18 protein-coding genes and 1 pseudogene are annotated in these 22,355 nt (G+C 58.6%); 14 read left to right on the top strand and 5 right to left on the bottom strand.

Annotation, left to right across the window (positions count from 1 at the left end; all coding sequences use genetic code 11):
- Nucleotides 1-12 precede the first annotated feature (12 nt).
- The 5 genes from GOB90_RS01005 (at nt 13) to GOB90_RS00985 (ending at nt 6,483) form a co-directional block, all read left to right on the top strand.
- Entirely contained in the window at nt 13-1,587 is a 1,575-nt protein-coding gene (locus GOB90_RS01005; protein WP_146891403.1) for a glycosyltransferase, read from the top strand.
- Complete coding sequence (locus GOB90_RS01000) at nt 1,580-2,284, top strand: hypothetical protein (protein WP_146891398.1); 705 nt, start codon at nt 1,580-1,582, stop codon at nt 2,282-2,284. Before GOB90_RS01005 ends, GOB90_RS01000 begins: the two co-directional genes overlap by 8 nt.
- On the top strand, nt 2,281-3,303 hold the full coding sequence (locus tag GOB90_RS00995; protein WP_146891395.1) for a glycosyltransferase family 2 protein: 1,023 nt from the start codon (nt 2,281-2,283) through the stop codon (nt 3,301-3,303). Before GOB90_RS01000 ends, GOB90_RS00995 begins: the two co-directional genes overlap by 4 nt.
- Nucleotides 3,290-4,630, top strand: coding sequence for a class I SAM-dependent methyltransferase (locus tag GOB90_RS00990; RefSeq protein WP_146891391.1), 1,341 nt, complete (start codon nt 3,290-3,292; stop codon nt 4,628-4,630). The genes GOB90_RS00995 and GOB90_RS00990 overlap by 14 nt, the downstream gene beginning before the upstream one ends.
- A 248-nt stretch (nt 4,631-4,878) precedes the next feature.
- Nucleotides 4,879-6,483, top strand: a complete 1,605-nt coding sequence (locus tag GOB90_RS00985; protein WP_146891388.1) for a hypothetical protein — start codon at nt 4,879-4,881, stop codon at nt 6,481-6,483.
- A gap of 45 nt (nt 6,484-6,528) precedes the next feature.
- Here the strand turns inward: GOB90_RS00985 and GOB90_RS00980 are convergent, their stop codons facing one another.
- The 3 genes from GOB90_RS00980 to GOB90_RS00970 form a co-directional block, all read right to left on the bottom strand.
- Nucleotides 6,529-8,058 (bottom strand): hypothetical protein, encoded by a 1,530-nt coding sequence (locus GOB90_RS00980; RefSeq protein ID WP_146891385.1) that lies wholly within the window; start codon nt 8,056-8,058, stop codon nt 6,529-6,531.
- A 145-nt stretch (nt 8,059-8,203) separates the two neighbouring features.
- Entirely contained in the window at nt 8,204-8,992 is a 789-nt protein-coding gene (locus GOB90_RS00975) for a Stf0 family sulfotransferase (RefSeq protein WP_173571865.1), read from the bottom strand.
- A gap of 493 nt (nt 8,993-9,485) precedes the next feature.
- Nucleotides 9,486-11,129, bottom strand: a complete 1,644-nt coding sequence (locus tag GOB90_RS00970; RefSeq protein WP_146891379.1) for a dihydroxyacetone kinase subunit DhaK — start codon at nt 11,127-11,129, stop codon at nt 9,486-9,488.
- 249 nt (nt 11,130-11,378) lie between these two features.
- Between GOB90_RS00970 and GOB90_RS00965 the strand changes: the two genes are divergently transcribed.
- Nucleotides 11,379-12,995 (top strand): inorganic phosphate transporter, encoded by a 1,617-nt coding sequence (locus GOB90_RS00965; RefSeq protein WP_373322031.1) that lies wholly within the window; start codon nt 11,379-11,381, stop codon nt 12,993-12,995.
- Nucleotides 12,996-13,058: 63 nt separating this feature from the next.
- On the top strand, nt 13,059-13,397 hold the full coding sequence (locus GOB90_RS00960) for a hypothetical protein (RefSeq protein ID WP_146891373.1): 339 nt from the start codon (nt 13,059-13,061) through the stop codon (nt 13,395-13,397).
- A 349-nt stretch (nt 13,398-13,746) separates the two neighbouring features.
- On the opposite strand, the gene yajC is transcribed toward GOB90_RS00960, so the two are convergent.
- The gene (yajC, locus tag GOB90_RS00955) at nt 13,747-14,115 is read right to left on the bottom strand and encodes a preprotein translocase subunit YajC (protein ID WP_146891370.1); all 369 of its coding nucleotides are present in this window, start codon (nt 14,113-14,115) and stop codon (nt 13,747-13,749) included.
- A 148-nt stretch (nt 14,116-14,263) separates the two neighbouring features.
- On the opposite strand from yajC, the gene GOB90_RS00950 reads away from it, so the two are divergent.
- The 7 genes and pseudogenes from GOB90_RS00950 to GOB90_RS00920 all read left to right on the top strand — a co-directional run bounded on the left by GOB90_RS00950 (nt 14,264) and on the right by GOB90_RS00920 (nt 21,197).
- A complete protein-coding gene (locus tag GOB90_RS00950; RefSeq protein WP_146891367.1) occupies nt 14,264-15,118 on the top strand; it encodes an ATP-binding protein in 855 nt (284 codons plus the stop codon).
- A gap of 135 nt (nt 15,119-15,253) precedes the next feature.
- Entirely contained in the window at nt 15,254-16,855 is a 1,602-nt protein-coding gene (locus GOB90_RS00945) for a flavin monoamine oxidase family protein (protein WP_146891363.1), read from the top strand.
- A complete protein-coding gene (locus GOB90_RS00940; protein ID WP_146891359.1) occupies nt 16,855-17,289 on the top strand; it encodes a c-type cytochrome in 435 nt (144 codons plus the stop codon). Before GOB90_RS00945 ends, GOB90_RS00940 begins: the two co-directional genes overlap by 1 nt.
- 3 nt (nt 17,290-17,292) lie before the next feature.
- On the top strand, nt 17,293-17,817 hold the full coding sequence (locus tag GOB90_RS00935; protein ID WP_146891356.1) for a RidA family protein: 525 nt from the start codon (nt 17,293-17,295) through the stop codon (nt 17,815-17,817).
- Between the two features lie 208 nt (nt 17,818-18,025).
- A pseudogene (locus GOB90_RS00930) lies at nt 18,026-19,102 on the top strand (Rieske 2Fe-2S domain-containing protein); the annotation flags it as partial.
- Nucleotides 19,103-19,304: 202 nt separating this feature from the next.
- On the top strand, nt 19,305-20,342 hold the full coding sequence (gene mutT, locus GOB90_RS00925) for an 8-oxo-dGTP diphosphatase MutT (protein WP_373322030.1): 1,038 nt from the start codon (nt 19,305-19,307) through the stop codon (nt 20,340-20,342).
- A 99-nt stretch (nt 20,343-20,441) separates the two neighbouring features.
- A complete protein-coding gene (locus GOB90_RS00920; RefSeq protein ID WP_146891353.1) occupies nt 20,442-21,197 on the top strand; it encodes a competence/damage-inducible protein A in 756 nt (251 codons plus the stop codon).
- 150 nt (nt 21,198-21,347) lie between these two features.
- Here GOB90_RS00920 and GOB90_RS00915 read toward each other — a convergent pair whose 3' ends face one another.
- Nucleotides 21,348-22,319 carry an acetyl-CoA carboxylase carboxyltransferase subunit alpha gene (locus GOB90_RS00915; protein WP_146891350.1) on the bottom strand — a complete coding sequence of 324 codons (972 nt, stop codon included), beginning with the start codon at nt 22,317-22,319 and terminating at the stop codon, nt 21,348-21,350.
- Between the last annotated feature and the right edge of the window lie 36 nt (nt 22,320-22,355).

The raw sequence follows: 22,355 nt of genomic DNA, 5'->3' as shown, positions 1-22,355 counted from the left end.
CTGGTCGGCGCAGTGAATCAACTGAATACATCGAGCGCCAGCGCGCCCGGGATTGACGTGGCGGCGACGAACATCACGCCGAGGGAAGCCATTCTGCATCGCGAAATCGCACGTCTTATGTGTGAACGCGATGATTTGCGCGCGACGCGGACGGAGCTTGAGGAGCGCGCGGAAAAACTGAAGGCGGAAGCGGATCGTCTTCCGGGCCTTGAGGCGGAGTGTCAGCATCTTCGGGCTGAGAATATCCAGCTGACGACCTTTATTCAGGCGTTTTACCAGTCGACATCGTGGCGGCTTACGAAGCCTCTGCGCCGGGCCGTGATGATGCTGCGCGGTCTGTCCGACACTGGTGAGGACGGGGTTCCGGCTCTTCCGGCGGCCTCTCAGGCGCTTATTGCCGCGGCACCTGATGTTGTGGCTGCGGACCTGTCCCCGGCGCTGTCTGTGCACCCACGTATTCGCGGCCATATTCTTGTCGTGGCGGACATGCTTCCGCTGTACGATCAGCATTCCGGCGGGCTGCGTCTGTTAAATATCATTGATATACTTAACAAATCCGGATGGAAGATCATTTTTCTCTCCGCGTTTACGCGGGAGCAGCAGCCGGGCACGGCGGGGACGCCGGAGGGGCGCAAACATTACGAGGATGCGCTTGAAAGACTGGGGGTCATCCGGGTTCTCTATGGCGCTGACGAACTGGCGTCATGGATCTGTGACGGGCCTCCGATGCTGGACCGGGCTTTTATTTCCTTTTACGGCATCGCTCTGAATTTCATGCCGTTTGTGCGTCTGCACTTTCCGGATGCCGTGATTATCTTCGACATGGTCGATTTTCATGGCGTGCGCCAGGAGCGGGAGGCTCTGGTGCTTGGCGACGACGTAAAGCTGGCGGAGGCGCGTCGGGTCCGGGATGTAGAGGTGGAGGTTGCTCTGGCGGCCGATGTGACGCTTGCCGTTACGGCTGATGAACGGGAGGCGGTTCTGGCGCTTGCGCCCCGGGCATGTGTCAGGGTTCTGCCGAATGTTTTCGAGATTGATGAAGCGGAGCCGCCGGGGGTAAGCGGGCGGAAAGATATCTTCTTTATCGGGGGCTTCTGGCACACGCCGAATGGCGACGGGGTGCTCTGGTTTGTTCGCGAGGTCTGGCCGCTGATCCGCGAGGCTCTGCCGGACGTGCGGTTCACGATTGCCGGTTCCAATATGGGCAATGAAATTCTGGCGCTTTGCGAGATTCCCGGTGTGGATGTCGTTGGATACATCCCCGAGGTGCAGCCCTATCTCGACAGCCACCGGATTTTTGTGGCACCGCTCCGTTTCGGTGCCGGCATGAAAGGAAAAGTCGGCCAGAGTCTGGCGGGCGGACTGCCGGTCGTTGCCACGGGCGTGGGCGCGGAGGGCATGGGGCTGGAAGACGGGGTTGATATTCTTGTCGAGGATGATCCGGCGGCTTTTGCCGAGGCGGTGATCCGGCTTTATCTTGACGATGAATTATGGACGCGCCTTTCGGTCGCTGGCCGTAACCACATTATAAATACTCTTTCGCGTAAGGTCGTGGAGAAAACCCTGCGGGAGATTATTGGTGGATAAAGTGCTTGCTGTCGGCATTTATCTGTCTGACAGACCCAGCAACGTTGCCCATGTCGGTTACTGTCTTGCCTCGGCCCGCGAAAACGACGTTACGCAGCGCTGGGTGGCGCTCGCTCCGGGCGGGCATGGGTGTTACGATCATCCCGGCACCGGATTTGTCGTCACCAGGCCGACGCCAAAATTTATTCTGCTGAATCAGATCCTGACCGATGCACGGGATTTTGACTGGGTCATTATTGCCGACGATGACATTGAGCTGGCGGAAGACACGATCGATCGTCTTCTGGGGTATGCCCGGAAATACGATCTGGCTCTTTGTCAGCCGGCGCGGACGCCTGACAGCTTTACGGATCATCCTATCGTGCAGGTGCTTCCCGGCGTGATTGCGCGACGGACCCGGTTTGTTGAAATCGGACCGCTCGTTTGTATCAGACGCGATGCCGTGAAGCTTCTTCTGCCTTTCAGTAACGATTTCCGCATGGGCTGGGGGCTGGATTTTATCTGGCCGGTTATCATTGAAAATGCCGGTCTCCGAATGGGGATTGTTGACGATGTGACGATGGCGCATCGTCTCCGGCGGCCCGCGCAGCATTACAGCAGTTCCGAGGCTCATGAGGAGATGCACTGTCTGCTGGCCCGCCATCCACATCTCAAAATTGATGAAGCCTTCTCGATTGTGGAAATTTTTACACAATGACGGTTGAGATCTCCGCGATCCTGACGACGCATAATCGCGCGCATCTGCTTCCCCGGGTGCTGGAAGGGCTTGCCAGCCAGACGCTTCAGCCGGACCGGTTTGAAATTATAGCTGTCGATGATGGCTCGACGGATGACACGCGCGAGATTCTGGCGGCGTGGAGCAACCGGCTTCCGCTCCGTATTTTCTCACAGCGGGCGGCGGGGCTTGCGGCTGCTAAAAATCTCGGTGTGTTTGCGGCGCGGGCGCCGGTGGTCGTTTTTCTTGACGATGACGATGTGACGATGCCCGAATTTCTCTGCATGCATCTCGCGGCACATCTGTCCGATCCCCGGGTGGAAACGGCGGTTCTGAGCCGGACCGTCCTTGCGCCGGAGATCGAATCCCTTCCGCTCATGCGTCATGTCACGCAGGTCGGGATGCAGCTTTTTTCGTATGGGTGGATTCAGCCCAGGCAGGTTCTGAGCTTTCGGGAGTTCTGGGGCGGGCGGAGTTCCTGCAAACGCTCCCTTCTGGTGCGGCATGGCGTTTTCCGGCCGGAATTTCGCTTCGGATGTGAAGACATCGAGCTGGGCTGGCGGCTCTCCCGGCACGGGTTACGTGTTGTTTATGAGCCGGACGCCTGTGCGATCATGATCCGGGCGCTTTCCTTCGATCAGTTCTGTGACCGGTCCTGGCGCCAGGGACGATCGCAGTATCTGTTCGCCAAAATGCATCCGGACCCGGAAATTCGCGACTATTGCGAGATCGACCGGGCTCTGGCGGCGTGGCGGGAAAGCTGGCCGGACTATGCGCGTCTTCTGCGGCGAGCGCGCAGGCTGGAAGCTCTGACGCTTGCACGTGAGGAAGCGGGATGTCCTGTTCATGAACGTCTGCAGGAAGCTCTGGACAAAGCTTACAGCCAGGCTTTTTTCCTGTCTCGCGCAAAGGGTATCGCGGATGCTATGGAGGCGGATGACAAGAGGCCGGAGCCGGCCCTGCCATTAGCTCTGCCGGAGTATGCCCGTGACATCCGATGATCTGAAAAACGGCAGTTCAGACCTTTACAATACCGCTTTTTACGAAGACCAGGCCACGGAAAGCCTGATGTCGGCACGCACTGTTCTGCCGGAACTGTTCCGTTATCATCCCGCTGAATCCGTTGTGGATATCGGATGTGGCGTCGGCTCGTGGCTGCGGGCGGCGATGGAGAATGGCGCGACGCGCGGGCTGGGTGTTGACGGTGATTATGTTTCACCGGAGCAGTTGCTCGTGGGGCGGGATCTGTTTTTGCCGGCGGATCTTTCGGCGCCCGGGCTTGGCAGCGTCGTTGCCGGCCGGACGGCGGAAGCGCGTTTTGATCTGGCGATTTGTCTGGAGGTTGCCGAGCATCTGCCGTTCGCGCGCTCGGAAAGTTTTGTTGAAGATCTGACGGGTCTGAGTGATGTCGTGCTGTTTTCGGCGGCGGTGCCTTATCAGTACGGGACGGGGCACATCAATGAGCAGTGGCCTGAATTCTGGGCGCTTCTGTTTCGCCGGCAGGGATACCTCTGTTTCGATTTTCTGCGTGACCGGTTCTGGTCATCTTCGGATGTCAAATGGTGGTATGCCCAGAACATCCTTGTTTTCGTTCGCGAAGACAGCGAAGTATTCAGCCGCTTTTCTGAAGAAACATCAGACGGCCCTCTCGCCCGTATTCATCCTTCGGCGTGGCTGGCGAGCATTCTTTACCACTGGCGGCCGCACCGGGCAGCGGCGGCCGGGCTGGAAGAACAGGATTTCGATGCGCTCACTGCCGCATGGGCTTCTGGCAGGAGTGACCTTCCTGCTCTGAAAACAGTTGCTCATTCCAGCGATGATTACGAGACCGATCCGGCGGCCTTTCCTTTTACCCGCACTGTTCTCGACAGCCCGGAAACCAGAATTTCCGGGACTGAAAACACTTTGACTGTCGCAAAAGAAACGATCGGCTCGCTGGAAAACGCGCTCAGTGAAGCGCGCCGGACCACACAGGAAAGCAGAGCGCGCGAAGAGAGTATCAAAGCGGAATGTGCTGAAAAAACTTCTGAAAATGGTCTTCTTTCAGCAGCAAACGCAAGTCTGCACGTCCAGGTGCAGCGCTATATCGGTGAACTCTCCGTTATTGGCGAACTGCGCCGTGAGCTTGACCAGAAAACCCGGGAATGTCGGGAAATATCCGCGGCGAATGTGGAGCTTGAGAGCGGAATGAAGCGAAGGGCCCGGGAAGAAATGGCCGTTCGTGATGAGTTTGAAAAACTGTCTGAAGGCTATAACCAGATCAGAAAATCGACGTCATGGCGCGTGACGTTTCCGCTCCGCGTGGTCAGGCGCCTGTTCGGCAGATGAAAGTGAGCGTGATCTCGTAGCGGCTGCCGGCGGTTGTCGGAGACCTGTTTCCTGTCTGGTTTTTCGTCTGTTTCGTGGCTGGCAATGGCCTGTTTATCCGTGGAATGGAAGCTTCCGGGTCATCGGATATTGTCATGTCCGGTTTTTCGTTGCCGGATATTTGTTTTTTAGATACTGATGCGGACAGATCAGCAACAGATATGGCTATTATGAATTTTCTTCGGTCTGTTTCCAGATCACTCAATAATATGTCAGTTTTTTATCTGACTGTTGTTTTGATTTCTGCTCTTAAACTATACTGTATCGCGGGTCGCGATATCATCGCCATGCCCTGGGATTCCTACCAGTATTTCTGGATGTCTGATGCGCTCTACTGGCACAATGACGGTAGTCTGGCCAGGCGGCCGGTCTTTCCTCTCTTTCTCGCTTTATCCCGGAATACCGGTATTCCGCTTCGGCTTATATTTGAATCTCTGTTTATTTTTTCCGCGTTCAGAATGTCTTCCGCCGTTATCAGGCTGGGCACGCCGATACTGGTTGCGACGATCGCGTTTGCTTTGACAGTATTTACCCCCTATTCAATCGAATGTTTCGATTTCGCGATGGTCGAATGTCTCCTTGTTTCGATCCTTCTGCTTTGTACGTCGGAGTTGTGCTACGTCTTCAGTTCGCGGGGCCGCTCCTTCTGGCTGCATCTGTGTCTTTTTGCTGTTTCAGTCACGCTCGGATGGTATTCGCGGTCTGAGTCTGCCTTGTTTTTGCTTGCGATTTTCAGTGAGATTTTCTTTTGTTCCATTCTGCTTTATTTCAGGCGATCAGAGAAAACTCTTCTGTTTAAGAATGTATCCGGATTTCTCGCAACATCAGTTGCTGTCGCGATTGCCACGCTCGCAGTTTATAGTCTGAATATAAAATACTTTAATTACTATTCTTCTGTTGAGATATTTCAGAGCAAGGCTTTTGTCCGGGCTTATGATGCCATGCAGGGGCTCCATATCGGGAAACAGACTCACTTCGTTCCGTTCAGCAATGAGCAGATGGCGCTGGCCAGCCAGCTCAGCCCGACTTTTGCAAAGATGTATCCGTCGTTGCAGGGAAAAGTCGGGGACACTTTCCGGAATATTTCCCGAAATCAGGCCGGGGTTTCGGAAGAGATCGCGGGTGGATGGCTGCTCTGGGCTCTGACCGAGGCGGCCCAGAATACAGGCGCCCTCACCATGGCAGCGCGGCAGGAGGTTTACAGAAAGGTCGGGGCAGAACTGGAAGCCGGCGCGAAGGCACAGCATATTGCGATCGACCGGTTTCCTCTGGCGCTCGTCGATCCGCACTGGAGGGTATGGCTGCCTTATTTCCCGGCTTCGTTGAGTCTGGCATTCAGACGACTTGTACCCGGGCATCACCCGCAGAATGTTCTGACCCAGGGGGTTGTGCCGCCGGAGATCACTCAGGAATTCGACAGGGATGCGAACAGGCGAACAGCGCTGACCGTGCCGGGTCATCCGGATGAAAAATCGGTCCGTGCTGGTGCGACTCTGAGATTTCTTGCTTCGGCCTATCGTCCGGCTGTTGCTGTTTTTCTTCTGGTGACCTTGGGATTTGTCGCGGTTTTTCGGAAGCAGGTGTTTCAGTATCGGAATCTGTGCGGGCTTTTGTTTATCTCGACACTGGCTTTGCTGCGCGTCGTACTGGTTGCGCTGCTCGATGCAAGTGCTTATCCGACCGGGGGCATCGACCGGTACATGCTTCCGTCCGCTGTCCTTGTGCCTTTCATGATTGCACTGGCGTTTCCGAGGCGCCGGGACTATGTGCAGCCGGCGGTATCGGGTGCGGAGCGGGCGGTATTGCCGTCCTGATGAATGGCTCTGTCGGGTTCAGGAAAAATACCCGACCGGATTATTTCAACGCTTCAGCAGAGAGGGCAGCCTGATGTTGCATCCGAACAGGCTGAACCCGGATTTTTTCGTCGGTGGTATAACGGCATCCATCTGGCTGATGATGACATCGACCATTTTCGGAATGTCGGTGATCCGGTAGCTGTCAAACTTGCGGGAGGCGTCTTCCGCCGACTGCTCGCTTTCGGGGATGGTGATATCCTCGATAAGGTTTTCGTCGATATAAAATGGTTCTTTTTGCAATCCGGCCTGGAGCGCGACCCATCTTCCGGGGTGGATGGCGATGACGCGTCTGTTTGTCTGGACGACGCCCGGGCAGTCTGTGGTCCAGCCGATTTTATGCTGCACGGTTCCGTGGTGACATACGTAAAAATCAGCTTCATGGACCAGCGATATTGAATCGAGAATATCGAGGCCGCAGGCGGGAAATACTGATTTTTTACCTGGACGGACCGGTGAGGTTGCATACGATTTCAGAAATGTTCCGATAAATTCCTGATCGTTCCGCTCTGTTTTTTCGATGCCGCTGACACGATAATTTGGGTTACTCCTGAAATCGTGCGGATAAGAGACGCCGTCGAGCAGGATAACGGCCTTTCGATGTTTCCTGAAAATCGCATCACAAAACGCCCGCAGAAACTCCGTCTGATTTGTCGCCGTTCGGGAGGATGTTCTGATACTGACCCAGATTATCGGGTGTTTGCCGGAAAGACTGCTGATAAGTTTCCGTATCGGGGCGGACTGGCTCGTTTCAGCGACTTTTCTGACAGCTTTTTTTGCTTCGGGCGTGACCAGCATTCCGCCGGGACAGAATGTGACTGTTCCGGCCCGGTTGAGCGTTTCCAGTTCACCGATGTCGATCCACTCTGTGGGCCAGGACTGAATGGTCGGGCACAGAGCTTTTAACGGCCCCAGAGACTGATGAGTGAAGAACAGGGAAACGTCTTCCCTGCCCTTCCGGATCGTGGCCAGTTCCAGCAGAGCGCCGAGTTGATTCCACAGGTGATGGGCGAAATTTTCGTCGCCCGTCAGAAGCTGTATGGCCCGGGCGGGTTGGGGCGTTTCCAGGTTCTTTGCCCTGACGACTTCGAGATATCGCAGAACGTCCTCGACCTGAATGCCCCAGATACGCTCCTCAAGCTGCAACACGAATCCCAGGTCAAGCAGGACGAGCGCGACGATGGGGTAGCCGCGCCCGAGATTGGCCTGGGCAAGCAGGACGCGCGGTTCGGACGGGAAACGGAAAAAGACTTTTCGCTGTGCTGTGACGATTGAGTCGCCGGAGCGGATCATTTCGCCGGTGTACGGCGATGGAATGAGGAAGCTGCCGTCCGATGCGATGTCGCGCTGGAACCAGCGAAGGGTTGCTTCCGGCAGATGTGTGTAGCTGTCAGGGCTGGTGCGTTGCCGGTCTGTCAGGAAATCCAGCGTGTGGCGGGTATGGGGCGCTTCTTTTTCCAGCCCGGGGTGGAGCGCGCAGTTCAGATCGCTCTCGAATATCGTCTGGAAGGACGGCGCGACAGGACTGTTCTGCATTGTTAAAGTCCTGCTTTCAAATTTACGGGACGCATCTGAAGAACAGACGGCGGGGCGACGATGCGGTTCGTGCCGGCCATTTGTTCTTCGGCGCCGGTTTTTAAGTGGCGGTTTTTATAGCGAGGGGAGCCATGGCTGGAAAGTCTTACACCCGATCGAGGTAGCCCGGGTCTCCTGCGACTTTCAGATAAGCGGCGCGCCATTCGGCTGATTCGGTATTTCTCTGAATTTCTATCGGTTTTGCTGGTTTTCTAAAAAACAGTCCGAGCGGGATTTTGGCATAGCGGGCGATGTCCCGGATGGATTTCGCGGGGGCACGCATGAGCGTCTCATATTCGATGACAAGCGGCGTGAGTCCGTTACGGGCGAAATAGAGTTCCCATCTTTCCCGGTTGGTGGCGATTTCCCTGATACATCCGGTAATTTCGTCCGCATTGAAAACGGGGCGGCCTGTTGCCTCCACATGGGCGTGGTAGCTGCCGCTCTGCCGTGCGCGTGACAGGGAAATGGCCTGTCCGAGGATGTCCCGCCGGATGATCCGCACGAAGCAGGGATTGGGGAAGGCTTCCGCGAAGGTCATTTTGCCCTCCGCCCGCGCTTCCTGAAGTTTATCGAAATGCCAGGGATGGAGTTTGATGGCGAAACACCCGTTCGGTGTGGTGCCGGCTCTTTGAGCGACCGATATTCCGGCGGGCACGTCTTCGGGGTAATCCGGTACGAAACGCCGGAACCAGGGGGCATTCAGATATTCGGACGGGCGACCGAGGCGGCCGGTGGCGCACATGAGCTGGCAGAGCCATTCGCTGCCCGAGCGTTCTTCCGAGGCGACGATAATTGTCTTTTTCGGCGCAACGGTCCGGGGAAGCCCGGCAAGCCATGTTTCGAGATTTTTGTTGTTAAGGCTCTCGAAATGCGGATTCCATACAGTCGACACGTTTTGTTCCCCTGTTAGTCTGCTCTGAGTCTGTGTCGGGCGTGTGGTCCTCATTCTGAGACCGGGCGCCCCGCCCGATACGATGGCGATTCTGTTCGGCTGTGCTGGTGGGCAGGGCGAGCATCAGAACAGGTGGGCAGGTCTGCGGATCATCTTACCGGCAGGGTGGGAAGGTATCCGGCCCCGGGTGTATTGGCGATATATCCGCTGTCTGTTTAATGCTTTTGTTGCAAAAAAGAATACTGGAAAAGGATTTTTTTACACAAAGAAACGATCCGGACTAAAGAAGCGCGGATTTACGTCTCCTTCGCTTGTGATCGGCTGATTTTTACCTGCACGGGAATGAGTCAGAGCGGCAGGGAATGGCAAATCCCTGCCGCCCGATCTGTTATCGACAAACAGGTGTCCGGCGGCCTCCGGTCTTTGATGGGTTTCAGGGCAAAGTCCTGAGAAAAGCGACGACACCTGACGGGAACCGAGCCGGATGACGCGTTCAGGCGCCTGGTTTCATGGCTTCGAAGAGGCGGGCGATGGCTTCGGCGCCGGGGTCGGGAATGTTGTCGAGATGGCCTGACGGGACGTAGGAGGCGCGGCCGGCGGCGGCGGTTTTCATTTTCGCGGTTGCGTCGGCGCCTTTGCGGGCGGCTGTGACGACTGTGTTCCAGTCTTTTCCTTCGTCCAGCGCGTCGATGGCGGGAATCAGGGCATCAAGCATGGTGCGGTCCCCTGCCCTTGCGCCGCCGTAATCCTGCATGGCGGTGAGGCCATCCTTCAGAGCGGCCTGCCAGCGTTTCTGATCGCTGCGGCCTGCGGTGGAGAACATGATGGAAAGGAGCGCGCCACTGGAGCCGCCGGCGTGACGGGCGAGGAGGCGGCCGATGGTCTGCATCAGGGCTTTCGGGTCGTTGAGAGGCAGGCGGTCGAGGTGATCGCGGATAACGCGGGCGGTTTCGGCGAAGGTGGAACCGGCGTCGCCGTCACCGATTTTGGCGTCGAGGGCGTTGAGGGCATCTTCGTTTTCGAGCAGGACGGTGGCGCCCCGCTGCACGACGCCTTTGAGGATCGGGTTGGCGGAGGGGATGGCGGAGAAGACATCCGGGATGGCCGGGACCGGAACGGTGGCGGGTTCGTGCCACGGCGCCATGCCTGTCCAGGCGGTCGGGCCGACGGGGGACCGGAGGGCCGCTTCGATCTCGTCGGTGAGTTCAATGAGGGAGAGGGAGAAGCCGTTCATGTCGAGGGCGGTCAGGAAGTGTGACGGTCCGGCGACGAGCACGATTTTCGACGCGAGCTTTGTTTTCGAGAATGCTTCGAGCAGCAGGAGCATTTCCAGGATGGATGTCGTGCCGAGATTGTTGAGCATCAGGGCGTGTTTCGCGTCGCCGCTCTCTGGCAGGATTGCGGTGAGTTCGTCGGCAGCGAGGCGCATCAGTTTATTGGCGTCGGCCATTTCGATGCGTTTGGCGCCGGGTTCGCCGTGAATACCGAGGCCGAGTTCAACTTCGTCTTCGCCGAGCCTGGTCTCGAATTCCTCGTCATAGGTGTAGCAGTCGCTCAGGGAGAGGCCGATGGAGCGGATTTTACCGATGGCCTCGCGAGTGGTGCTGGTCACTTTTTCGAGATTCGCGCCGCTTTCGGCGAGGTGGCCGGCGATTTTATGGGCGAGCACGGTGCCGGCGACACCGCGGGCATGGCGGTGTTCGGGCAGGGAGATGTCGTCGCCCACGATGACCATTTCGACTTTCAGGCCGAGATCACGGGCCTGTTCAGCAGCGAGACCGAAATTGAGGCGATCGCCCGTGTAGTTTTTGACGACGAGCAGGCAGCCCGCCTTCCCCGTGACGGCGAGGATGCCGGCGAGGATGGCGTCCACGCCGGGCGAGGCGAAGAGGGAGCCGCAGACGGCGCCGGTGAGCATACCTTTGCCGACGAAGCCGGCATGAGCGGGTTCGTGGCCTGAGCCGCCGCCGGAGAGGACGGCGACTTTGCCGCAGTCTTTATCCCAGTCTTTTCTGATCAGGACGCGGATATCGGGGTAGCCGTCCAGGCGGCAGAGGCTGGCGCCCGCGGGGGAACGCAACAGGCCGTCGAGCGCCTCCGTGACCAGCGTTTCGCGACTGTTGAGAAACCGTTTCATGCGGCAAAATCCTCTGCGAGCTTCGAACTGGTCGGGGATTGCGCCCTCCCGGCCACGAAAAAGCAAGGCTTCGGGGTGAAGTTAATGAGCTTATCTGATGTCCGGAGCGCAGGAATTTCGACCGGAGGCCTGGTTCCGGACTCTCTGTGCGTGTCATAAAACGATCATGCTTCATTGATCGCAATAGCGGTCCTGCTGCCGTAAAGCCCGGACTGGTTAACAAAATATGGATCAGTCATGTCTCAGACGATCATGGGGTCTGTTCGGGAGACGCCACCGTCATCTCGTCCCGATATGGGAGGCGGCAACAAGCCCCTTCATGTTGCAATTTTTTTTGGCGTGCTGCTCGGCGCGCTTGGTTTTGCGGCGTTCAGCATTCTGCGTGACATGCATGCTGTTGACGAAGGCACGCTGGCGACCGGGACATTTGTCCTGCTGGGAATCGCGCTGCTGATTGCGCTCGGGTTCGAGTTCGTGAACGGCTTTCACGACACGGCGAATGCGGTTGCGACGGTGATCTACACCCGCAGCCTTCCGCCGCTGGTTGCCGTTATCTGGTCTGGCTTCTGGAATTTCCTTGGTGTTGCGACCTCCACGGGCGCGGTGGCTTACAGCATTGTGACGCTTTTGCCGGTGGAACTGATTCTTCAGGCGGGCAGTACGGCAGGGTACGCGATGATTTTCGCGCTGCTGCTCGCGGCCATTATCTGGAATCTGGTCACGTGGGCCTTCGGCATTCCCAACAGTTCGTCTCACGCTCTGGTGGGTTCGATCATGGGGGTGGGTCTGGCGAATCAGCTTCTGGCGCCGGATGGCGCGGCGACGCAGGGCGTGGACTGGGGCCAGGTGGAGAAGGTTTTCTCGGCGCTGCTGTTCAGCCCGATCTGCGGGTTCGTGATGGCCGGTCTTCTGCTTCTGGTGATGAAGTTTTTTATTAAAAACAGGTCTCTTTACAAGTCACCTGAAGGCGACAGGCCGCCGCCGCTCTGGATCCGCAGTCTGCTGATTTTCACGTGCACGGGCGTGTCTTTCTCGCATGGTGGTAATGACGGTCAGAAGGGCATGGGTCTGATCATGCTGATCCTGATCGGTGCGGCGCCGACGGCGTATGCTCTGAACCGGGCGATGCCGGAGAGTGCGATGCCGGCGTTCATTCAGTCGGCGGATCATGCGCGTCAGGTTTTCCAGGCTCATGCGGGCGATGTGCCTGTGACGATGAATGAGATGAAGGCGCGTGAGGCTGTGGGCGCTGCGCTGCGGGCGAAGTCGGTTTCGTCTCCGGACACGTTTGCGGCCCTGGCTGTTCTGAGCAGCGACATTTCCTCTTCGGTTCGCACCTATGGTTCGATGAAGTCGGTTCCGGCGGCGGCTGTGCCGAACGTTCGTACTGACATGTATCTGGTTGCGGATGCGATCCGGGTGATGGGCGAGAAGAACGAGAGCTTCAGTGCGGATGACAGGAAGACGGTGAAAGCTTTTCAGTCCGATCTCTATGCCGGCACGCGGTTTATTCCGCTGTGGGTCAAGATTTCGGTAGCGATTGCGCTGGGTCTGGGCACGATGGTTGGCTGGAAGCGGATTGTCGTGACGGTTGGCGAGAAGATCGGCAAGACGCACATGACTTACGCCGAAGGGGCTTCGGCTGAGATTGTGGCGATGACCACGATTGGTCTGGCGGAACGCTTCGGTCTGCCGGTTTCCACGACGCATATTCTGTCGAGTGGTGTTGCGGGGACGATGGCGGCGAACGGCTCCGGCATTCAGATGGCGACGCTCCGGTCCATGGCTCTGGCGTGGGTGACCACCCTCCCCGCTGCCATGGCGATTTCGGGTTGTCTCTACATTGTGTTCCGCCAGCTGTTCTGAATGTGATCAGCGACATCCCGATGATGCTTTACAGGCGCCATCGGGATGCGTATCTAATTGCGAATGGATCTCAATAACCGACAACCTCACAATCCTGATGATGTGCCGGTTTCCGGGGTCGCCACGGCTCCGGAGTTCCGGTTTTTTCTACGCTTGCTGATGGTGGCGGCTCCGGTCTGCCCTGCTGCGCTGGCAATTCTGGTGCTGATTCCGGCGATCCTCCAGATTTCTCATGTTGACGCGCTGTTTGTCGCTCAGGCGGAAGCGGTGGCGATCGTGCCGCTTGTCGTGCTGATTATTTTTGGCGGGCAAACATTACCGCGTGGCGTTCTGGCGGCCTTCAGCGCTGTCTTTGCAGCGATCATTCTGGTGTTGCCGTATCTGGCGTTTGGCGGGCCTTAGGTAATATGCCGCTTTTTTGTGGAACCGATATTTTTACTTCTGTTACTTTATCTGTCTGTAAGTATTTTTATCTGTTTTGACAGGTCAGCAACTATGGAAAAGCTGAACTCAGTTCGTGAAATCTGGTGATGCGAAGTTTCCGGCAGGCGTGATCGCCGGTTTCTTTATCATTCTGTGATCTGACCACAGAAACGGTGCCGCATGGGCACGGGTGGGGATCTTAAAGGTCTCGCGGGGACTGACCCCGCTGCTGTCCGCGAAGACACGATCAGTGCCAGCATCGGAAGATCCGCGAACCGTGCAGTTATTGTGGTAACGGCACGGATCTTTCATTCAGATGCAGACGGCCTCAGCTTTTAGGCGCGGGCGTAACGTCGTTTGCGGGTTTTTCCGTGCTGGTCAGGACCGAGGTGATTGTCGAGCGCAGGACCTGGACGCGCACGTTTGGTGCGATTTCAAGTTCGACTTCGTCAGAATCGGCATCTGTCTTGCGGACCAGGCCGATGATGCCGCCGGCTGTCAGCACGCGGTCGCCGCGGCGCAGTTTGCTGAGGCTTTCGCGCAGTTGCTTCTGCTTCTGCTGCTGGGGGCGGATCATCAGGAAATAGAAAATTCCGAAGACCAGAACATAGGGCAGGAACTGGACGTAACTGCCGAGCGCGCCTGCGGCGCCTCCGACGCTCTGGGCGTAAGCCGGGGAAATCAGGAAATCTGGCATCGTGCTCACTTTTTGAAGGACGGCTTGCGGGCTGTCCGGGCTGACTGATACGCCGGGACCATAGATTTCAGGCGGCGTGCGTCAACCTGTGCTGAAGGCCGGGAGGCGTATGTCGCGCTTTAGCACATTTCGTTCCGGAGATCCGACGATGACGACCGAGCTGCACCCCATTCTGGAACGGATCGCCTCCGCGCTGGAACGTCTGTCACCGCCGCCTGCCACGCTGGGTGGTCTGGACGCGGCCGATGCCTTTGTCTGGCAGCCGGAGCGGGGCCGGCTCGATCCGGTTGCTCACGTTGCTCATGTGCCGATCGGGCTGATCCGGGGGGTCGATTCGCAGCGGGATCAGTTGCTGGAGAACACCCGTCATTTCGGGCGGGGGCTGCCGGCGAACAATGCGATGCTGTGGGGCTCGCGGGGGATGGGCAAGTCGTCTCTGGTCAAGGCCTGTCATGCGGCGATTAATGCGGAGAGGCCTGCTTCTGGCCCTGTGGTGCTGATTGAGATCGAGCGCGAGGATCTGGCGACGCTGCCTGAGCTGCTGGCGCTGCTGCGCGGCTCTTCCCGACGGTTTATTGTGTTTTGCGACGATCTGTCGTTCGAGCGCGAGGACCGGGATTACAAGGCGTTGAAATCGGTACTGGATGGCGGGATCGCGGGGCGGCCGGAGAATGTTCTGTTTTATGCCACGTCGAACCGGCGGCATCTGATGCCAAGGGACATGATCGACAATGAACGGTCGACGGCGATCAATCCGGGGGAAGCGGTTGAGGAGAAGGTGTCACTGTCGGACCGGTTCGGGTTGTGGCTCGGCTTTCATGCCTGTTCGCAGGATGTCTATTTCGACATGGTGCGGGCTTACGCGAAGGAGCGCGGGCTTGAGATTGCCGATGATGAGCTGTGCCGGCGGGCGAATGCCTGGTCGATTTCGCGGGGAAACCGGTCGGGGCGTGTTGCTGTCCAGTTTACCGATGACCTGGCGGCGTCGCTTGAAACGAAATGAGAGAATCTGAAACGGGTTGTGCTGCGGTAAAGGCTTTTGTCGTGCGCAGGCCCGTTTACAATCCGCATTGATCCGTGTCAGGAACATTCCGCAGCAAGAGCACGCTATTTTCTGATCACTTAATAGGAACGATGCATGGCAGACGCTTCTCAGCAAACGGCGCCTACTCGCCGCCAGTTGCTGACCCGGATCGGACTTCTCGCGGGCAGCGCGGGTCTTTATCAGGCGATGACGAGCCTCGGGCATGCGATGGGGACGGATTTCAGGGGGCCGCCGAATCTTGCCGGGGCCCGGAAAGGCACGCGGGTTGTGGTTCTGGGCAGCGGGCTGGCGGGAATGCTGGCGGCCTATGAGCTGCGCAAGGCCGGTTATGCCGTTCAGGTGCTCGAATTTCAGAACCGTCCGGGCGGCCGCAATATCACGCTGCGTGGTGGCGATACGGTAACCGAGATGGGCGGGCACACGCAGAAGGTCGGGTTTGCGCCGGGGAACTATATCAATCCGGGTCCATGGCGGATTCCTTACCATCATCAGGGGCTGCTGCATTATTGCAACGCTTTTGGCGTGGCGCTGGAACCGTTTATCGAGCTGAATCATAATTCGTATCTGCATTCACCGGACGCGTTTGGTGGCAAGCCGGTGCGTTACCGCGAGTTTGCGAGCGATTTCTTCGGCTACACGGCGGAGCTGATTTCCAAATCGGTCGAACAGCACAAGCTTGACGATGTGATGTCGCCGGATGAGCGGGAGCATGTAAAGGCGGCCATGCAGGCCTGGGGCGGGCTCAGTGATGACGCGACCTGGACGAAGGGAAACCGGAGTTCGCTTCGCCGTGGCTTCGAGCGGGCGCAGGGGGGCGGCATTGACGGAGCGCCGATCCCGTCCGGTCTGATGTCGCGTGACGAAATCATGAGTTCGGGTCTGTGGCAGTATATTGCCTTTCATGAGCGTCTGGACATGCAGACGACGATGTTCCAGCCGGTTGGCGGCATGGACAACATCGGCAAGAGCTTTGCCCGGCAGGTGCATGATCTCATCACGCTGAACTGCAAGGTCACGTCGATCCATCAGGACGATCATGGCGTGAAGGTCACGTATAACGACATGGCGGCCGGAAATGCCGTGCGGACGGTGGATGCGGATTACTGCGTGTGCACGATCCCCCTGCCCGTTCTTTCGCAGCTCGATGTGCAGGTTGGCGCGCCGCTGAAGGCTGCGATTGCAGCGGTGCCTTATGGTTCGTCGGTAAAGCTCGGGCTGGAATTCAAACGTCGGTTCTGGGAGCAGGATGAGCAGATTTACGGGGGGATCAGCTTCACGTCGCAGCAGATCAGCCAGATTTCCTATCCGAGTTCGGGGATTTTCTCGAAGGGACCCGGGGTTCTGCTTGGTGGCTACATGTTCGGGCCGGCGGCGCTCGATTTTGCCGGGATGACGCCGGAGCAGCGCGTGGAAGAGGGTCTCCGCCAGGGGAGTCTGCTTCATCCGCAGTATCGAAAAGAATTTTCCAACGGCGTCGGTTTTGCGTGGAGCCGTGTGCCGTGGACGCTTGGCTGTTGCGGCGCATGGACGGAACAGGCTCGCAAGGAGCATTACAAAACGCTTGTCACCATGGATAACCGGATCGTTCTGGCGGGTGAACACGCTTCTTATGTCGGTTGCTGGCAGGAGGGCGCGATTCTGTCCTCGCTGGCGGCCATTACGACGCTGCACAAACGCGCTGTGGGAGGTGCGTGATGCGCTTCGGGACTTATTTTCTGGCGGTGGCGGCTGTGTCCGGCGCCATTGCGACACTGGCGGCGCCGGGTGTGGCGCGGGCTGACTCGGCGTCATCGGTCGCGGGTCCGATGCAGCCGCTGACGACGGGGGCCGCGATTTATCAGCATGTCTGTCAGGGCTGTCACATGGCTGACGGCAGAGGCGCTGCGGGGGCGAGTTCGGGATTTCCCGGTTTTGCGGGAAATACGAAATTGCAGACGGCGGATTTCCCGATTTATACCGTTCTCAACGGGCATGGTGGCATGCCATCATTCGCCGGGCTGCTGACTGACAAACAGGTTGCCGATGTGGTCAACTTTATCCGCACTCATTTTGGCAACCACTTCAGCGGTGCCGCCACGCCGACGGATGTCGCGCCGATGCGCCCTGAACTCACTAAGGAAGATGAATAGCCCATGAGCTTTTTCTCACGTCACGCATTTGTCGCGCTCGCCTGTGCCGGTGTGGCCGGGTTCTCCGGCGTCAGCGGCGCGTCGGCTGCGGATGCGGTCCTGCGTCATGTGGACCCGGCCAGTCATTTCCCGATTGCCGAGGCGATTGAGGTGCCGCCCGGTGCCACCACAATTTATCTGAGTGGCATGGGCGCGCCGCCGGTCGATAAAACGGCTGATGCGCATTCGCTTGCCGCTTATGGCGACACGGAAACGCAGACGCGCGGGGCGCTGGAGAAGATTCAGGATCAGTTGTCGAAGCTGAATCTGACCATGGGCAGCGTTATTCAGATGCACATGTACATGGCTGCGGACCCGAAGCTGGGAAAGATCGATTTTCCGGGCATGATGAAGGCCTACACGCAATTTTTTGGCACAAAAGCACAGCCGAATCTCCCTGTTCGTTCGGCTTTTGAAGTGGCACACCTCGCCAATCCGGGCTGGCTGATCGAGATTGAAGTCACCGCTGTCCGCACGACGCATCCGTAAAACAGACCGGATTGTGCGAAGAGAGTGCGGGGCTTGATCTGGCTCACTTCGACAGTCCGGAACGGATGGTATAGACGCTATGCGTCCATATTTTCGCCGCTTTGCCGGAGCAGGGGCGGAAACGGATGGAGGAAGCATGAGCAGGGACACGATGGACCAGTCACTTCAGAGCGAATTCCCGGCCCAGCCGGCCGGTATGTCACAGGAGATGGCGACAGAGCTGTCTGAAACCGGCGATAAGCCTGAGGGAGTGATGCCGGGTGTTGATCTCCGGCGGGTTCATTGTGATCCGAACTTCTGGTACCCGGTTGCCTGGTCGCGCGAGCTGAAGCCTGGCAAGACCATCGGGGTGCGTTACGCGGAGCATCCCATTGCGCTGATCCGTCCTGAAAAAGGCGAGGTTTTCGCGCTTGAGGACCGGTGTGCTCACCGTCAGGTTCCGCTCAGCAAGGGCCGGGTCTGCGGGCAGTCGGTTCAGTGCTGTTATCACGGGTGGGCTTACGGGCGCTCGGGGCGGTGCATTGATGTTCCGTATCTTGGCAAGGGCAAGCTGCCGAACGGGGTACGGACGTATCCGGTTCTGGAGCAGGACGGTCTGATTTTTGTTTTTCCGGGCGATCCTGAGAAGGCCGCGACGACGCATCTGCCGGCGGTTCTCGCCCGTGTTGACGATCCCGGCTACAAGACGCGCCGTTTTGGCCGGGTTGTGAACTGCCACTACAGTTTCATGCATGAGAATCTGATGGATATGAATCATCAGTTTATGCACATGAAACAGATGGGTCAGATGCGGCCGCGCTTCCTGGGTCAGAAGCGGGAGCCGGGGATGGTTGAGGCCCGGTATTCTTTCGCACGGACGAGCGGGAAGCAGCCTCTGGGCGAGGCGCTGATTTTCGGCGAGCGTCGTGATACGTCCTCGAAATATGCTGACCGTGATGTCATGACGATCCGGACGGTTTATCCTTATCAGACACTTCATATCCAGACTGGCGATGCCGAACCAGTCATGGATCTGTGGATTGCTTATACGCCGCAGGATGGCGAGCAGCTCACCAACCGCACATTTGGTCTTCTCTCCGTGAAAAAACCGGGGATTCCGGGTCTGCTCGATCTGGCCTGGCCGTTTCTGGTGGCCTTTACGGAGCGGATTTTCGCGGAAGATCGCGAGATCGTCGAGCTGGAACAGCAGGCCTGGCGGGATCTCGGGGGCGACCACAATCTGGAGGTTTTCCCGGTCATCAATCTGCTGCGGGGACTGCTGGCGGAGTCCGGCTTCGTGCCGGAGGACGAGGCCGGAAAAACGGAGACGCAGTCTGAGGCTGTTGTTGCGACTGAGAACCAGCCGCAGGCTGTTGATGAGAGCGCGAAAGTGACCGCTGCGGCTGATGACAGTTCCGGACGGAGCAGCGCGCCGGTAAAAACGGGCCGGACCGCCCGCAGAAAACGTAAGGCGGCGGTGGCGGCCGAACAGAAAGTCTGATTGCATTTTGCCCGGTAACGGAAACGTCGATACCCCGGTCCTGACGGTCGGGGCTTACACGCTGCGGGGCCTTCTCCCGGGAGACGCGAATGCCATTCATCGTCTGGTGAATGACTGGAACGTCATCCGGATGCTGAGCCGCCTGCCCTTCCCTTATCCGCATGATCTGGCTTCGGAATGGATTGCCGGCACGGCGCGGCAGGCGGCGGACGGGACGGCTTATCATTTCGCTGTCATCGATAATCAGACGGGGAGTCTGATTGGATGCGTGGGGCTGACACTCGATTCCAGGCAGGGCTTGCGTTCGGCGTCTCTTGGCTACTGGATTGGCCGGGCGCACTGGGGACGTGGCGTTGCGTCGCTGGCGGCGAATCGCGTCTGCCGGTGGGCGCTGGCGAATCTTCGTCTCGACAGGCTTGAGGCCACGGCGGCGCAGGACAATGCGGGTTCGGTTGCCGTGCTGAAACGTATCGGATTTCGCCAGACCGGCACGGCGACGCGACCGTTCATGGCACGTGGGGGCGAAATTCCGGTTTTTACATTTGAGGCCGAACGGTCGGATTTCGATGCCATTCGTGAGATGACCGGCTCGTCTGAGGGTGGTGCGGAGACTGTGCGGGAGCAACCGGAAGCTTTGGTTTCAGGTCGCAGGCTTGTGCTGGTCGTGGCTGTGGCGCTGATCGATTCAGACGGCAGGATTTTGCTGGCGCGTCGGCCGGAAGGCAAAACTCTGGCCGGATTGTGGGAGTTTCCCGGCGGCAAGGTCGATGCCGGGGAGACACCGGAGGCGGCGCTCATCCGGGAGCTTGATGAGGAGCTGGGCATTGATGTCAGCCGGGCGTGTCTGGCTCCATTTACGTTCGTGTCGCATGCTTATGAAAAATTCGATCTGCTGATGCCTTTATGGCTTTGCCGCCGCTGGCACGGGACGCCGCAAGGACGCGAGGGTCAGGCTCTGGCCTGGGTCAGGGCGGAGAATCTGGAGAAATATCCGATGCCGCCCGCTGATCTGCCGCTGATCCCGTTTCTGCGCGATCTGCTGTAAGCGTGGGGACGGATGCTCCGGTCTGGCGTTCCGTCATCATAGTCCCATAATGGCGACTGGTATCTGCCTCCCCGGCCCTGTCTGACTGGAGCGACTGACATGAATCCCACCTCTGCCCTTGTGGTGATCGGCAACGAAATTCTTTCGGGCCGGACGCAGGATGCGAATATCCGTTATCTCGCTGTTCATCTGGGGAGGATCGGAGCGCCTTTGCGTGAGGTTCGGGTGATCCCGGATATTGCTGAGACGATTGTGACGACGGTGACGGAGATGAAGGCCCGGTATGACCAGGTTTTCACGACCGGCGGGATTGGTCCGACGCATGATGACATTACGAGCGCCTGCATTGCCGAGGCGTTCGGGGTTCCGCTTGAGTTGCATGCCGGGACGGTGGCTCTGATGGAGGCGCATTACGGAAAGGACGAGTTTTCTCCGGCCCGGCAGCGCATGGCGATGCTGCCCCGGGGGGCGACGCCGATTACGAATGCGAAATCGGTCGCGCCGGGGTTCTCGATTGGCAATGTGCATGTGATGGCGGGTGTGCCTTCGATCATGCAGGCCATGTTTGAGTCGGTTGAGCCACGACTGAAGCATGGTGAGAGTGTGGAGTCGCGCACATGGTATGCTCTGAATCTGTACGAAAGCGTCATTGCCGCGCCGCTTGAGGCTGTGCAGAAGCGCTGGCCGGATCTGGATGTGGGGTCTTATCCGTTCCACCGGGATGACGGGCGGCGGGGACTGGCGCTTGTGGTCAAGGGGACGGATCACCGGGAACTGGCAGCGGCAGCCAGGGCGGTGCGTGATCTGATTGCGGCGGCGGGAGCGGAGCCTGTTGAAGGCGAGCCGCCTGTCTGAGGGGCGGCGATTTTAACTGTCTGGTTCTTTTTCTCAGGCTTTGCCCTGAAACCCGCCAAAGGCCGGGGCCTTTGGAAACAGGTTTGTTTATCGGCAAATCGGGGTGCGGGGGGTTCCGGCCCCTGCCGGGCTCGGGCAGAGCCCGGGCGATCACGTAAGCGCGGCGCGGCCCATGGCGAGGAATTTTTCGCGTCGCTGAGCGACGATTGAGGCCGGGCTGACGGTCAGCAGCGGCATCAGTTCTTCCGCGAGCGCCTGACCGAGATGTTCGATCATTGTTTTCGGATCGCGCTGGGCGCCGCCAACGGGTTCGTTGACGATGCGGTCGATCAGGCCGAATTTTTTCAGGTCCTGGGCGGTAAGGCGCAGAGCGTCCGCGGCGGAAGAGGCCTGTTTCGGATCACGCCAGAGAATCGAGGCGCAGGCTTCCGGCGAGATGACCGAGTAAATGGCATTTTCGAGCATCAGGACGCGGTCGGCGGATGCGAGTGCCACGGCGCCACCTGAACCGCCTTCGCCGATAACGGTCGCGATGAGCGGGACCGGGACGGACAGGCAGGTTTCGATGGAGCGGGCGATGGCTTCGGCCTGTCCACGGGCTTCGGCGTCGATTCCGGGCCAGGCACCGGAGGTATCGACGAAGGTAAGGATGGGCAGGCGGAACCGGCCGGCCAGCTTCATCAGGCGGATGGCTTTTCTGTAGCCTTCGGGGCGGGCCATGCCGAAATTATGGGCGAGCCGCGTTTCGAGGTCCGAGCCGCGTTCCGTGCCGATCACCATGACGGACTGGTTATTGAACCGACCGAGTCCGCCGACGATGGCCTTGTCGTCAGCAAACTGGCGGTCGCCTGCGAGCGGGGTGAAATCCGTGATCAGGGCATTGATGTAGTCGAGCGCGTGGGGTCGCTGCGCGTGGCGGGCGACCTGCACTTTCTGCCATGGGGTGAGTTTGGCGTAGAGCGCGCGAAGCTGCCTTTCCACCTTGTCCGTCAGCTTGCCGATCTCGTCGGCCATGCTGACATTCCCTGCCTCGCCCTCGTGGGAGGCGGCTGTATTCCGCAGATCGTCGATCCTGGTTTCAAGTTCGGCGATCGGCTTTTCGAAATCAAGAAACTGACGCATGGGCGATGCCGATAGCACAGTCACCGCCAAAACCAA

It is taken from the genome of Acetobacter oeni (assembly GCF_011516825.1).
Classification (GTDB): Bacteria; Pseudomonadota; Alphaproteobacteria; order Acetobacterales; family Acetobacteraceae; genus Acetobacter; species Acetobacter oeni.
The sequence above is the reverse complement of the archived record's forward strand: the minus strand, read 5'-3'. Positions and strand labels throughout refer to the sequence as shown.

Excerpts from the sequence above, each read along its gene's own strand:
- GOB90_RS00995 (WP_146891395.1), top strand. The coding sequence starts at position 2,281 with ATGACGGTTGAGATCTCCGCGATCCTGACGACGCATAATCGCGCGCAT.
- GOB90_RS00985 (WP_146891388.1), top strand. The coding sequence starts at position 4,879 with ATGTCAGTTTTTTATCTGACTGTTGTTTTGATTTCTGCTCTTAAACTA.
- GOB90_RS00980 (WP_146891385.1), bottom strand. The coding sequence starts at position 8,058 with ATGCAGAACAGTCCTGTCGCGCCGTCCTTCCAGACGATATTCGAGAGC.
- GOB90_RS00970 (WP_146891379.1), bottom strand. The coding sequence starts at position 11,129 with ATGAAACGGTTTCTCAACAGTCGCGAAACGCTGGTCACGGAGGCGCTC.
- GOB90_RS00960 (WP_146891373.1), top strand. The coding sequence starts at position 13,059 with ATGGATCTCAATAACCGACAACCTCACAATCCTGATGATGTGCCGGTT.
- yajC (WP_146891370.1), bottom strand. The coding sequence starts at position 14,115 with ATGCCAGATTTCCTGATTTCCCCGGCTTACGCCCAGAGCGTCGGAGGC.
- GOB90_RS00950 (WP_146891367.1), top strand. The coding sequence starts at position 14,264 with ATGACGACCGAGCTGCACCCCATTCTGGAACGGATCGCCTCCGCGCTG.
- GOB90_RS00945 (WP_146891363.1), top strand. The coding sequence starts at position 15,254 with ATGGCAGACGCTTCTCAGCAAACGGCGCCTACTCGCCGCCAGTTGCTG.
- GOB90_RS00940 (WP_146891359.1), top strand. The coding sequence starts at position 16,855 with ATGCGCTTCGGGACTTATTTTCTGGCGGTGGCGGCTGTGTCCGGCGCC.
- GOB90_RS00935 (WP_146891356.1), top strand. The coding sequence starts at position 17,293 with ATGAGCTTTTTCTCACGTCACGCATTTGTCGCGCTCGCCTGTGCCGGT.
- GOB90_RS00920 (WP_146891353.1), top strand. The coding sequence starts at position 20,442 with ATGAATCCCACCTCTGCCCTTGTGGTGATCGGCAACGAAATTCTTTCG.
- GOB90_RS00915 (WP_146891350.1), bottom strand. The coding sequence starts at position 22,319 with ATGCGTCAGTTTCTTGATTTCGAAAAGCCGATCGCCGAACTTGAAACC.